Here is a 13,843-nt window from a genome sequence, read left to right as displayed (position 1 = left end):
TCCACTCAACCAGAAAGTTCATAAACAATAAAAACCTGCGTGACGCCGAGTATGGGTTAGCCATAAAAGAATATGTTCTAAAACGGAATATCATCATCCATATCATCAAACCCACTGCTGCTTTTAGCGGGTGCTTTACTCCCCGATGGGCTCGGCGCAAAGTTGCTCTCGTCCCGCCCTTCCCTGTCCGAATCGAAACCGGCGCTGCCGGGTTTGCTGCCCAGCATCTTCATATCGCTGGCGATGATATCGGTGGTATAGCGCTCAACACCCGCCTTGTCAGTCCACTTGCGCGTTTCCAACCGTCCCTCCACATATACCGGACGGCCTTTTTTCAGATATTCGCCGGCGATTTCAGCAAGCTTGCGATAAAAGGTGACGCGATGCCATTCGGTTTTTTCCTGTTTTTCGCCGTTTTTATCCTTCCAGGTTTCCGTGGTCGCCAAAGTGATATTGGTCACGGCGTCGCCATTTGGCATATAACGCGTCTCGGGGTCTTTGCCGAGATTGCCAATGAGTATTACCTTGTTGACTGATGCCATTATGCTTCTCCCCCCAATAATTGAACAACGCCTTCTTCGTCGAAACCTCTCATATCCACTTTCAGATAGGCCACGCCTTCGCTCGCCAGCACCAGCGCCTCATGCACGCCGGGCAGCGCCGCCAGCTGGCGGGATAGACCGCTGGCCCTGCCTGTATCCATCTCTTGCACATGGTACATTCTGGTGCGTACAGCGGCGGGAGCTTTCATCGTAACGGCAAAAATAAGCCATAATGTCAATAGGGCTCCGCAAAACGCATAGAGTGCAGAGGCCCCGTAATGCTGATACAAATAGCCGCCTGCGGTTGCACCTACAAATGCACCGAGAAACTGGACGCTGCTATAGACGCCAATGGCGGTGCCTTTCGCACCCACCGGCGCAATCTTGGAAATGAGCGAGGGCAAAGTCGCTTCCAGAAGGTTGAAGGCGGTGAAGAACACCAGCAACGCCAAGGTAGTACCCCATAGCGAATCGAATGCATATGCCAGCATAACCTGGCTGGCAAGCAATACAGCCACCGAAATAACGAATATCTGTTTGAGCTTGGCCTTCTTTTCACCATAGATGATCGCCGGAACAATCAATACCATGGAAAGGAGCAGTACCGGCAAATATACCTGCCAGTGGTGGTCCGCCGCCAGTCCGGTTGTTCGTAACGACAACGGCACCACCAGCCACAGCGCCATCAATGTCGCATGCAATGCAAACACACCGAAATCCAGGCGCAGCAGTTGCGGGTTGCGCAACACATTCTGAAAGCGGCCGGCGGATGCTTCGGTATCGGAATGGAAGCGGCTGATTACCGGATCGGGAATGATTTTGAAAACAACCACCATTGCCAGTAATGCCAGCACGCCGGTCATGGCAAAAATTCCCGGCACACCGATCACGCGATTCAGTGCTGGCGCGATGATCAATGAGAGTGCAAAGGTCGCACCTATGGTCATGCCGATCGCGGCCATTGCCTTGGTCCGGTGCTCTTCACGGGTAAGGTCGGCGGCAAGCGCCATCACAGCTGCGGAAATCGCGCCCGCACCCTGGATGACGCGCCCAAGGATCACCACGTAAATATCGGTGGCGGATGCGGCAACAAAACTGCCGATTGCGAAGAGAATCAATCCGATGTAAATGACAGGTTTGCGGCCGATACGGTCGGACAGCCAACCAAACGGAATTTGCAGTATGGCCTGAGTCAACCCATATGCGCCAAGCGCGATACCAACCAGCGTATAGCTGGCGCCACCGGGGAGATGCTCGGCATAGAACGCGAATACCGGCAGAATGATGAACATCCCCAACATGCGCAGCCCGTAAATTCCCGCCAGGCCGGCTGTAGCGCGCAGCTCTATGGGCGACATTTTATCGGGAGGTAATGAGGAGGACATGAATCAGATTGGGGAAATGCGGAAAGTTGCGTATATTAACAGGTTTGACCGGCACTCAGATAGCCTCGGCTCAGGATGTTATGGATAGCCCAAGTAACAGCATGTCGTCGCAGGTAGTCTATGAGCAGCCAAATGGAAGCAGTCGATGGAACTTATAAAAATTCGCGGTGCGCGTACGCACAATCTCAAAAACATCAGTCTTGATTTGCCGCGAAACAAACTGATCGTCATCACCGGCTTGTCCGGGTCCGGCAAGTCTTCGCTCGCGTTCGACACCTTGTATGCGGAAGGCCAGCGGCGCTACGTGGAATCGCTCTCGGCATATGCGCGCCAGTTTCTGCAATTGATGGAAAAACCCGACGTCGATCTGATAGAGGGGCTGTCTCCCGCCATCGCCATAGAGCAAAAAGCGACTTCGCATAACCCGCGCTCCACCGTCGGCACCGTTACTGAAATACATGATTACATGCGCCTGCTGTTTGCGCGCGTGGGCGATCCGCAGTGTCCTGATCACGGCATCACGCTGACGGTGCAAAGCGTCTCGCAAATGGTCGATCATGTCATGCGACTACCCGCGGAAACCAGGCTGATGATACTGGCGCCGCTGGTGGTAGGTCGCAAGGGCGAGCAAATGGATTTGATCGATGAGCTGCGCGCGCAGGGCTTTGTGCGGTTGCGAATCGATGGTGAAGTGCATGAGATCGATACGCTGCCGAAGTTGCAAAAAAATAAAAAGCACACGGTGGAAGTCGTGGTGGACAGGCTCAAAGTTTCACCCGATTCCAAGCAGCGACTGGCGGAATCGTTCGAAACCGCGCTTCGCCATGCCGACGGACGCGCCTTGGCGGTGGAAATGGATTCGGGCCATGAGCATCTTTTTTCGGCCAGGTTCAGTTGTCCGGTATGCAGCTACTCCCTGCCGGAACTCGAACCTCGCTTATTTTCCTTCAACAACCCGATGGGTGCGTGCCCCAAGTGTGACGGCCTGGGGAAAATAACTTTTTTCGACCCTAAGCGGGTGGTGGCGTTTCCTCATCTGTCGCTGGCTTCCGGCGCGATCAAGAGCTGGGATCGGCGTAATCAATTTTATTACCAGCTGCTGGCGAGCCTTGCCAACCACTATGATTTTGATCTGGAAATACCCTTTGAACAGCTTGCCGAGAATCTGCAGGATATCGTCCTGCATGGGTCGGCCAAGGAAAAAATCTCATTCTCGTATTTGAGCGAGAGCGGTAAACGCAACTATCGCAAGCATACCTTTGAAGGCATCATTCCCAATCTGGAGCGGCGTTACAAGGAAACCGAATCGCTCGCCGTGCGTGAGGAACTGGCGAAATACCTCAATTCCCAAACCTGCCCTGAATGTGGCGGAACCCGGTTACGCCGCGAAGCACGCCATGTCCACGTGGGAGGGCGCGCTATTTATGAAGTCAACGCACTGCCGCTGAAGGAAGCGAAGGTTTTTTTCGATCAGGTAACGCTGACGGGGCACAAATTTGCCATCGCGGAGAGAATCGTCAAGGAGATTTCCAGCCGCATATTATTTCTCAACAATGTCGGGTTGGATTATCTGTCGCTGGACCGTTCCGCCGACACCTTGTCCGGTGGAGAATCCCAGCGCATCCGCCTCGCCAGCCAGATCGGATCAGGCTTGACCGGCGTGATGTATGTGCTGGATGAGCCGTCTATCGGGCTGCACCAGCGGGACAATGGACGCTTGCTGGAAACGCTCAAGAATCTGCGCGATCTCGGCAATAGCGTCATCGTGGTGGAACATGACCAGGACGCCATACTTACCGCCGATCATGTGGTGGACATGGGTCCGGGTGCGGGCGAGCATGGCGGATTGATCATCGCACAGGGAACACCCGAGGCTATTCAACAGGACCCCGGCTCACTCACCGGTAAATATCTTTCGGGTGAACTGGCCATCGCGCTGCCGGAAAAACGCACCGAACCAAAAAGCGATCGCTGGCTCCGGATCGAAGGCGCATCCGGCAATAACCTGAAGAACGTCAATCTCAACCTGCCTGTCGGATTATTCGTCTGCATAACCGGCGTATCCGGTTCAGGCAAATCCACGCTTATCAACGAAACGCTTTACCATGCAACCGCTCGCCATCTATATGGCAGCACCGCAGAGCCCGCGCCATACCGGAATCTGGATGGATTGGCCTTTTTCGACAAGGTCATCAGCATGGACCAGAGCCCCATCGGGCGGACACCGCGCTCAAACCCGGCCACCTATACCGGCTTGTTCACGCCAGTCCGGGAGTTGTTCGCCGGTGTTCCCCAAGCGCGCGAGCGCGGCTATGGACCCGGGCGATTCTCGTTCAACGTCAAGGGCGGGCGCTGCGAAGCCTGCCAGGGCGACGGCATGATCAAGGTTGAAATGCATTTTCTCCCGGATATATATGTGTCATGCGACGTCTGCCATGGCAAGCGCTATAACCGCGAAACCCTGGAGATCCAGTACAAGGGAAAAAACATCAACGAAATTCTGCATATGACGGTGGAACAGGCACGCGAGTTTTTCAGCCCCGTGCCAGTTGTGGCCCGCAAGCTGCAAACCTTGCTGGATGTCGGCCTTGGCTATATCACCCTTGGCCAGTCCGCGACCACGCTTTCGGGGGGCGAAGCCCAGCGGGTAAAGCTGTCGCTTGAACTTTCCAAGCGTGACACCGGCCGCACGCTCTATATTCTGGACGAGCCTACGACAGGCCTGCATTTCCAGGACATAGATCTGTTGCTGAAAGTGTTGCATCGCTTGCGCGACCATGGCAATACCGTAGTCGTGATCGAACATAACCTGGATGTGATCAAGACCGCCGACTGGATTATCGATCTTGGCCCCGAAGGCGGCGGGGGTGGCGGAGAGATCATTGCCCAGGGAACGCCGGAGCAAATAGCAGCGGACGAAAAGAGTTTTACCGGACGCTACCTGAAAACGGCGCTCGGTTCCTCAGCTCATAATCAGCAGCGGCAACGTGAATATGAGCGTTCATAAGCATGCCCGCAACCTTCTGCTCAATAGCTTTCATGCCGCAGTCAGCGCAGCCGATCCCCTGCTTGTAGTACCCCGGCATTTGCCGCCACCATTGCCTCACCGATTACCTCGGGGTCGTACGCTGGTGGTCGGTGCCGGCAAAGCGGCGGCGGCGATGGCGCTGGCAGTGGAAAAACATTGGCAAAAAGATGCGGCGCTGGATGGTATCGTTCTCACCCGCTACGATCACGGCTTGCCGCTCGATCGGATCCAGGTTATCGAAGCCGGACATCCGGTGCCCGATGAACAGGGTGAAAAAGCCACACGCAATCTTTTGGCCGAAGTAAAAAAACTCGGCGCTGATGATTTCCTGCTTTGCTTGTTGAGCGGCGGCGGGTCGAGTTTGCTATCGCTGCCGGTAGCGGGTATATCGTTGAGCGATCTCCGAATTGTCACCGCGGAACTGCTCCGCTGTGGCGCGACAATTCAAGAGATCAACACCGTCCGCAAGCATCTTTCCGCTGTCCTGGGGGGGAGGCTTGCAGCTTCAAGCCGCGCGCCAGTACTGGCATTGATAATTTCCGACGTAACCGGCGACGATCCAACCCATGTCGCGTCCGGCCCTTGCGCACCGGACCCCACAACCTACGCGGATGCGCTCGCAATCATCGAGTATCACGGCATCCAGGCACCCGATGCCGTGATGGAAATATTGCTCGCAGGTATCAGGGGCGAGCTTGGCGAGACGCCCAAACCCGGCGATGCGGCATTCAGTCGCGTAGAAAATCGGGTGATCGCTACCGCGCACGAATCGTTGGTGGCCGCCGCCGAATATTTTCGTACTCAAGGCATTCCCGCTGTAATACTGGGCGACTCCGTTACCGGCGAGTCGCGCGATGTCGCCAGGGTCTTCGCGGCCTTGATCAGGGAAATCCGCCGGTATGGGCACCCTTGGAGACCCCCGTTAGCACTGATCTCGGGCGGCGAAACGACCGTTACGTTGGGTAAAAAGCGAAATGGTGCCTATGGTGACCATAGCACCCATCGCGGACGTGGCGGACGGAATACTGAATTCCTGTTATCTCTTGCCGTTGAGCTCGCTGGTGCAGAGAATATTCATGCGCTCGCCTGCGATACCGACGGCATAGACGGAACGGAAAACAATGCCGGTGCGATTGCCGCGCCTGATTCCTTAGACCGTGCAAGCCAGGCGGGGATCGACGCATCGGCATTGCTTGCCCGCAACGATTCTTATAGGTTCTTTCAGCAGCTTGGTGATTTGATCGTTACCGGCCCAACCCGCACGAACGTCAATGACTACCGCGTTATCCTGATCTTGTAAAGCCGGCGCGCGGCAGGACCTGGAAGACGCTCTGCATTTGGCAAAGGGAGGATGCAAGTGTCACGAAACCGCAATATTGTTTACATATCATCGCAATATAAGGACAATCAAAATCGAAGAGAAATAATCACGAATAGAAGGAATGTGCCGATGGCAGCAACAATACTGGTAGTTGAAGACGAACCAGCGATCCAGGATTTAATCTCATATAGTTTGCGGCAAGCCAGACATATCGTTTTTTCCGCACGAAATGCGGAAGAAGCCATGGAAATCATCAATGATGCGCTACCGGATCTGGTGCTGCTCGACTGGATGCTGCCGGGAATGAGCGGAATCGAATTCGCCCGCGTGCTGCGGCGCACCGCGCGCACCAAAACAATTCCTATCATCATGCTTACGGCTCGCGCAGAAGAAGGCGATAAGGTGGCGGGGTTGGAAATCGGCGCCGACGATTACATTACCAAGCCTTTCTCTCCGCGTGAGATGCTCGCGAGAATCAAGGCGGTGCTACGGCGGCGCTCGCCCGAAGCAGCCGACGATATGGTCGAGATCGGCGGGCTGCACCTCGACTCGGCTGCTCATCGCGTAACCGCCGACGGCAATGAAGTGGTGCTGGGTCCTACCGAATTCCGGTTGCTGCATTTTCTGATGACTCACGCTGAGCGTGTATACAGCCGTTCTCAGCTGCTCGATCAGGTATGGGGAGATCATGTATTTGTCGAGGATCGCACTGTGGATGTGCATATCCGCCGATTACGCAAGGCATTGGAGACAGTCAGTAAGGATGGACTGGTGCAGACGGTGAGGGGATCGGGCTATCGGCTTTCCGCGGTGCTGACGGCGAGCATGGGGTAATGATCCCGCTTTATTCTTCCAAATAGCTCACGTGTCCAGTTTCTGGGAGCGTTTCCGGGAGCATGGGGCCAACCTGGTCCTGATTACGGTTGTAACCGGGCTACTCCTGACAATGCTGGGTACGCTCGCGACATTAGCCCTCTATAATGTCGCGCTGCTGCTGCTGGTCATTTATCACTGGCGTCAATTGACGATACTCGACAAATGGCTTCAGGCTGAAGAATCCAGATTACCTGCCGGTTTCGGAAGATGGGGAGATGTATTTGCACGCTTGACTCGCCTGAAGCGTGACCAAAGCCAGAAACATCGGCAAATCAGCTCCGCGCTGGAACTTCTGCGACGCGCCACCTCGGCGATGCCGGAAGGCGTGGTAATCATGGATGAGATAGACCGCATCGAGTGGTGCAACCCCGTAGCAGAGAAACATCTGGGCATCAACGCAGGTGTTGATACGGGTCAGCATATTACCCATCTGATGCGTCAAACTCAATTCACTAAATACCTTGCCGCCCAAAATTACGCGGAACCACTGATAATCAAGCAGTCCCGGCATCAGGGACTGACTCTTTCGCTACAGCTCGTGCCCTATGGGGATAAACAGAAGCTGCTGCTCAGCCGTGATGTGACGCGCTTTGAAAGAATCCAGACCATGCGCCGGGATTTCGTCGCCAACGTGTCGCACGAACTACGCACGCCGCTGACGGTGGTTGGCGGATTTCTCGAAACACTGTCGGAAGAAGGTCATTCAGATCCTGAAACACGCAAATGGGCGCTGGCGCTGATGACCGATCAAACCAAGCGGATGCAAAGTCTGGTGGAAGATCTGTTGACGCTGTCGCGGCTGGAAGATACGGAAAACATGGCCCGGGAAGGGAACGTCGATGTTCCCGAAATGTTACGGAAGCTTTATGATGAAGCACAATCCTTGAGTGCCGGGCGCCACCGCATCAGCCTCAATCTCGATACCGACACGAAATTATTGGGTAACACGGACGAATTGCGTAGCGCTTTCGGTAACCTTATCAGCAACGCCATCCGTTACACCCCTGGCGGCGGGGATATCTCTTTGAATTGGGCAATGCACGATGGACAAGGCGTATTTTCTGTTCAGGACAGCGGCATGGGCATTGAACCCCAGCATATCCCGCGTCTTACGGAACGATTCTATCGGGTTGACCATGGGCGTTCGCGTGAAACGGGGGGTACCGGACTGGGCCTCGCCATTGTCAAGCATGTGCTGACTTGCCATCATGCGAAACTTGATATCGTCAGCGAACTCGGCAAAGGTAGCCTTTTCAGTGCCTGGTTCCCATCTGCGAGGTTGATTGAACAGGAGGCGACTAAATCGCCGGTAGCGCAAGCATATAGCCCTCCGGATGAAACGAACCCGTCATCCTGAATTCGGTAGTTGACTGCTTATTTTCCAGCTCATTTGTTTTCAAGGTTGCTTTTATGCTCAAACCACACCTCGATCTTACGGAAATAACGCTCAGCAGCGAGAATGTGTACGATGGCAAGCTTCTCCATGTGCGAGCGGATCAAGCCCGGTTGCCTGACGGCAAAGTCGCAGTACGCGAATACATCAAGCATCCCGGCGCGGTAGTCATCATACCGTTGCTCGACAATGGCGAGTTGGTGCTGGAACGCCAGTATCGCTATCCCCTGCAGCGGGAGTTTTATGAGCTGCCTGCCGGAAAAATCGATGCTGGCGAAGACCCGCTCAGGTGTGCCCAACGGGAACTACTGGAGGAAACAGGCTACACGGCGAAAAGCTGGCGTTATATCGCCACCTTGCACCCTTGTATCGGTTATTCGGACGAGAAGTTGATCTATTACCTTGCGGAAGGTCTTACCTTCAGGGGCGCAAGCCTGGATGACGGCGAGCATCTGGAGGTGCTCACTTTAGGATTACCGACGGCGCTGGAGTGGGTAAAAACGGGAAAAATATCCGACAATAAAACGGTTTCCGGTCTGTTTTGGGCAGAGAAGCTATTGAATGGCACATGGTAAATGATAAGCGGTTTCGATTCGCCAGGCACGATCGCTACGCCGTTATAACTTCCTGCTTCCTCCGTTGCGCCCCATAAACCTGCTGCTGCTTTTCGCTCTAATCGAGCAATTCCCTTTTACCATTTCTCTCCGAAAGGCCGAAGATCAAGCTCGAATGTCCAGGCCTGTGATTGCTGTTGCGTGAGGAAGTAAACGGCTTCCGCTATCTGAGAAGGTTCCATGAAGAATTCATCAGGCTTGCCTTCCATGTGCTGCCGGGTTCGCTGCAAATTCAGGATACCGTCGAGGATCACGTAGCTGACATGAATCCTTTCAGGGCCGAGGTACCGCGCCAATGATTGCGCAAGACCGCGCTGGCCCGCTTTTGCAGACGCAAAAGGAGCGAAGTTGGCGCCGCCTTTAATTGATGCGGTCGCGCCGATAATGACTATGTTACCGGTTCCCGCAGCGCGCATATCGGGAAGCACTTCTTTTACTGTCTGGAACAGCCCGCGGCAATTGACTTCCCAAGCGTCCTGGAAACTTTCCAGCGTCGCGTCATCTATGTTCTGAAATGCGCCTGCGCCAGCGTTGTATATTAGAACATCCACCGGGCCGAACTGCTGGCGGATTTGCGCAAAAACCTCGGATGCGGTCTCCGTATCCTTGACATCGTACTGAAATGCACGGGAACCCTTTATTTTCCCGGCGATTTTATTCAGTTTCTCTTTATTGCGGGCGCAAAGCGCCACCCGATAACCATCCTCCGCAAACCGCGCGCCCATAGCAGCGCCGTTACCAGGACCGGCACCGACAATCACACAAACTCCTTTATCCATTTATTTGACTCCAATGAAGAAGCAGTTGGCCGTACAGGTTGACTATATAACAATGGTAAACCGCACAGCGATGATCAGGCTATCTGCTTGGCACAGATGATATTTTTTAGGTAGTGCGCTATCGCTCGGAGGCGATATGATCTCCATTGAGAAAATGGTTGGGCAAGGGTTTATTTTAAAGCAAAAAATTTGTTGAACCAAAGAACAACGACGCATGAGAATCCGATATCGGCATACCTCGTCTCATATCACCCATGTTTATTATGCATAGTGCAGTGGTAGCGTAAATTCAAGCCGCAGGTTTGTATTTTGAAAAGAAAGCAAACCGGATTTTTGAAGGTGGTTCAGGCACGCCAAGGGGCCGAAATTCGCCAACCTGGCACAGTATGCATGGGCTCATGGCCTTGGTGTGAACCCGCCATCTCCCGACCGACAAGCCCGCGCAGGGCACCAGTATCGAAAGTTTTATGGAGCTTTCCTCGATAGACGCCTGAATATCCATCGGTTCTCGACCTCAAGCAATCGGGGAGGCCCTCAGGGTCAGACACCATTATTTCACTCCCGAATACGAATACCGCAAGTAGCCACTCACCAGTCGTTTACGGTATAGTCCTTCCGATTTGAAAAACTGACAGTACGCAACTCCCACCCCGTGAAAAAAAGAAACCCGGCACCGCTTCATCTAGCCCGGATGTTTCATAAATTCGCGTGATGATCGCAGGATTGGGAGATTTTGTGAAAGAGTGGCGTAGTTATTCATATGCCCGACTGAACGAAATTTTCATACGGAACAAAAGACCAGCAAGGGCGCGCGCCAATTTATGAAACATCCGGGCTAGAGTGATTGACAGTGATAAAAACGAGTAACCCGCCCCAAAATTTTTCTACACTCCCTCCCGATTGTGTGTTGAACGCGCTGGAAAGCGTGGGCTTCCGCAGCGATGGCCGCCTGTTGGCGCTCAACAGCTACGAGAACCGTGTCTACCAGATCGGCATGGAAGAGAGCGCGCCGCTGGTGGCAAAATTTTATCGCCCCGAACGCTGGACGGATGCCGCGATATTGGAAGAACACGCCTTCGTTCAGGAGTTGGCCGAGCGCGAAATCCCTGTCGTGCCCGCGCTGGTGCTGAATGGAAAAACCCTGCACAATTTTGAAGGATTCCGCTTCGCTGTTTTTCCAAAACATGGCGGCCGTGCGCCCGAACTGGAAAACCGCGACACGCTGGAATGGATGGGGCGATTCCTCGGACGCATCCACGCCATTGGCGCACTCAAGCCGTTTCGCGAACGTCCCTCACTGGATATAGCCAGCTTCGGCAAACAACCGCGAGACTATCTGCTGACGCATGAATTCATTCCGGCTGATCTCAATGCAGCCTATCGCAGTGCGGTGAATCAGGCACTGGATGGCGTCAGCCACTGCTTTGCGCGCGCGGGTGAAGTGAGCGCCGTGCGTCTGCATGGTGACTGTCATGCGGGCAATGTGCTTTGGACGGGCGACGGTCCGCACTTTGTGGATTTTGATGACAGTCGCATGGCACCGGCAGTGCAGGACCTGTGGATGTTGTTGTCGGGGGACCGCTCCGATATGGTACGGCAATTGAGCGACGTGTTGGCCGGATATGAGGATTTTTGCGATTTCGACCAACGCGAATTGCATCTGGTCGAGGCGCTACGCACGCTGCGCCTGATCCATTATGCAGCCTGGCTAGCGCAGCGCTGGGATGATCCCGCCTTCAAGCAGGCGTTCCCGTGGTTCAACACCCAGCGCTATTGGCAGGATCGCATCCTTGAGTTGTACGAACAGATTGCGCTGATGGATGAGCCGCCGCTGTGGCAGGCGTAACGTTGCTCACATGTGTTCATGTTGTGGCAAAAATAATAATTTGAGAAATTCAGACAAATCTTGCAGCTTTCGGTGGATATGGATATAAATGCGAAAACGATGTGCTGCCCATGCGGCTGCACAGAGGAAACAGCGAAACCGATGGGAACCCGGCCACGCTCCCCTTTATCGGACCGCAACAAAACATACGTCGGCTGCTGCGGCCGCTATCTGGATGATGGCGAAGCGGCTCCCACTGCAGAAGCATTGATGCGCTCACGCTACACCGCCTATACCCTCGGTCGTGAAGATTATCTGCTGAGGACCTGGCACCACAGTACACGTCCCTCTTCACTTGAACTTGCAAACAAACCGCACAGCGCGCACTGCAAATGGCTGGGGCTGGAAGTGAGGCGTCATGAACAGCTAGAGCCGGACAGTATGTTGGTGGAATTTGTGGCGCGCTATAAGGTGGACGGTCGGGCGCGTCGTTTGCATGAAATCAGCCGTTTTGTGCGCGAGGCCGGGCAGTGGTTCTATATTGATGGCGAAGCGTCTTAGATTCTGAAGCGGAGCAATCAGTCTTCTTAAGCGTTATAAATGTCAGGTCGCATGTCGTAGCGCGTAAGACGTAGGGCAATGGAATGGACACCTCCTGCCTAAACGGCATCGTAATGTGCCACCGCGTACGACGCGCTCAAGCCATTGCCCGGTTTCTTGCGTTGGCTCGTGGCACCGTCGTTTCAATGCTTCTTTGATCACCACCAGCGTCTTGCGCATACGCGCTTTGCTGGTCAGCCTGACGACTTCAAACCACCCTCTTTTCGACTTGCTACAGCAATGGGTAAAACCCAAAAAATCAAACACATCAGGCTTACCTTCCTCTTGACCGGCTTACCCACCGCGGCGAACGTTCATGGTCTGGTTAGCGACCACGCCCGCCGCCGTGGATAAGTCTACGTTTCCGCTTTTCTTTTTTAACTGCCTACAATCGCAACACCGAAGGGACATTTCTACTTTGCGTTGACACATACCCAGTTAGAGTGAGTGTATTAGCTTACGCTATGTTAAGATACGTTACACGTGTAACGTGTTTAGGAGACTCGATATGCATAAACGGATGACCATTACCCTTGATGAAGCGGTGTACGAAGGACTTTACCGAACAGTTGGCAAACGCCGTATGAGTCAGTTTATTGAGGACTTGGTAAGACCACATGTCATGGATACCTCACTGGATGATGGGTACCGCGCAATGGCTGCCGACAAGGAACGTGAGACTGAAGCAAGGGATTGGAGCAACGCCCTTGCTAGAGACATGGCCGATGAAGCGCGGTGAAGTGTGGTGGGTTGAATTTGATCCGGCAGTAGGGAGCGAGATTCATAAGACACGTCCCGCCGTCATTATCAGCAATGACGCCGCCAACCGGAATCTGGCGCGGGTTGTCGTGGTGCCTCTGACCAGTAACACAGAACGCCAATATCCAGGTGAGGCGTTGGTGACGATTAACGAAAAACCGGGCAAGGTGATGGCCGATCAGATTATGGCATCGGATAAGATACGTCTGAAAAAGCAGCTGGGTGCCTTGTCAAAAACCGATATGCTGGCAGTGGAGGACGCAATCTTGGTCCATTTGGGGATGCCCAGGTAAACGTCGCCGTCTTTCAAGCCATGCTTAGGATCAGGATATTTCCGAGCCGGAACTGGTGAAGCATTGTTTCGCTAAAACCTTTCTCATAACCAACCCAAAGAAATGAGATACAAGGACTTGGTAAGTATGGTGACTATTGCCATCGGCGTATTCATGGCAGAGGCAAACGCAGGCAAAAAAGACAGCACACCCAAACACGGGGACTAGTATGGATGATGGCAAGGACGGGCTTTGGCACGGTACTGCTGTTGGAAGCGGCTGCGCCCGAGGCAAAATGTGCATGATCCGTAGTCGTCCCTGAAAAACTTGTTTTTCAGTCAGTCAATTGTAAGTTTGGTATTTTGCTTGCCAGCAATTGATTGAGGCTGATCCGAAAACGGGCGCATAAAAGCGCCAACCGGCGCAGGATCTTGCGCAGGTTGTGGCCT

General features: G+C 54.0%; 12 protein-coding genes. 9 read left to right on the top strand and 3 right to left on the bottom strand.

Translation table 11 applies throughout. The features are described 5' to 3' along the window. Window positions 1-77: 77 nt before the first annotated feature. Together ssb and BLP78_RS14340 are read right to left on the bottom strand one after the other, a co-directional pair. Entirely contained in the window at window positions 78-542 is a 465-nt protein-coding gene (gene ssb / locus BLP78_RS14345) for a single-stranded DNA-binding protein (protein ID WP_090460322.1), read from the bottom strand. After that, window positions 542-1,900, bottom strand: coding sequence for an MFS transporter (locus tag BLP78_RS14340; RefSeq protein WP_090460320.1), 1,359 nt, complete (start codon window positions 1,898-1,900; stop codon window positions 542-544). The genes ssb and BLP78_RS14340 overlap by 1 nt, the downstream gene beginning before the upstream one ends. A gap of 172 nt (window positions 1,901-2,072) precedes the next feature. Between BLP78_RS14340 and uvrA the strand changes: the two genes are divergently transcribed. From uvrA to BLP78_RS14315, 5 genes are all read left to right on the top strand, one after another. Further along, a complete protein-coding gene (gene uvrA / locus BLP78_RS14335) occupies window positions 2,073-4,934 on the top strand; it encodes an excinuclease ABC subunit UvrA (protein WP_090460319.1) in 2,862 nt (953 codons plus the stop codon). Beyond that, a complete protein-coding gene (locus BLP78_RS14330) occupies window positions 4,921-6,255 on the top strand; it encodes a glycerate kinase type-2 family protein (protein ID WP_090460317.1) in 1,335 nt (444 codons plus the stop codon). The genes uvrA and BLP78_RS14330 overlap by 14 nt, the downstream gene beginning before the upstream one ends. A gap of 150 nt (window positions 6,256-6,405) precedes the next feature. Next, entirely contained in the window at window positions 6,406-7,110 is a 705-nt protein-coding gene (phoB, locus tag BLP78_RS14325; protein ID WP_025041205.1) for a phosphate regulon transcriptional regulator PhoB, read from the top strand. A gap of 31 nt (window positions 7,111-7,141) precedes the next feature. Beyond that, on the top strand, window positions 7,142-8,509 hold the full coding sequence (gene phoR, locus BLP78_RS14320) for a phosphate regulon sensor histidine kinase PhoR (RefSeq protein WP_256330306.1): 1,368 nt from the start codon (window positions 7,142-7,144) through the stop codon (window positions 8,507-8,509). Window positions 8,510-8,562: 53 nt separating this feature from the next. Next, a complete protein-coding gene (locus BLP78_RS14315) occupies window positions 8,563-9,120 on the top strand; it encodes an NUDIX domain-containing protein (RefSeq protein WP_090460313.1) in 558 nt (185 codons plus the stop codon). A 116-nt stretch (window positions 9,121-9,236) separates the two neighbouring features. Here BLP78_RS14315 and BLP78_RS14310 read toward each other — a convergent pair whose 3' ends face one another. Beyond that, window positions 9,237-9,938, bottom strand: a complete 702-nt coding sequence (locus BLP78_RS14310; protein WP_090460311.1) for an SDR family NAD(P)-dependent oxidoreductase — start codon at window positions 9,936-9,938, stop codon at window positions 9,237-9,239. An 853-nt stretch (window positions 9,939-10,791) separates the two neighbouring features. Between BLP78_RS14310 and BLP78_RS14300 the strand changes: the two genes are divergently transcribed. The 4 genes from BLP78_RS14300 (at window position 10,792) to BLP78_RS14285 (ending at window position 13,415) form a co-directional block, all read left to right on the top strand. Beyond that, complete coding sequence (locus BLP78_RS14300) at window positions 10,792-11,784, top strand: serine/threonine protein kinase (RefSeq protein WP_090460361.1); 993 nt, start codon at window positions 10,792-10,794, stop codon at window positions 11,782-11,784. Between the two features lie 141 nt (window positions 11,785-11,925). Further along, window positions 11,926-12,324, top strand: coding sequence for a YchJ family protein (locus BLP78_RS14295; RefSeq protein ID WP_090460308.1), 399 nt, complete (start codon window positions 11,926-11,928; stop codon window positions 12,322-12,324). A gap of 547 nt (window positions 12,325-12,871) precedes the next feature. Next, entirely contained in the window at window positions 12,872-13,102 is a 231-nt protein-coding gene (locus BLP78_RS14290) for an addiction module antitoxin (protein WP_090460306.1), read from the top strand. Further along, window positions 13,071-13,415, top strand: coding sequence for a type II toxin-antitoxin system PemK/MazF family toxin (locus BLP78_RS14285; protein WP_218118992.1), 345 nt, complete (start codon window positions 13,071-13,073; stop codon window positions 13,413-13,415). Before BLP78_RS14290 ends, BLP78_RS14285 begins: the two co-directional genes overlap by 32 nt. Window positions 13,416-13,843 lie beyond the last annotated feature (428 nt).

Origin of the sequence: Nitrosospira sp. Nsp1 (assembly GCF_900100985.1) — a bacterium.
In the GTDB taxonomy this organism is placed as follows: domain Bacteria; phylum Pseudomonadota; class Gammaproteobacteria; order Burkholderiales; family Nitrosomonadaceae; genus Nitrosospira.
This window is presented reverse-complemented; position numbering and strand designations above follow the sequence as displayed.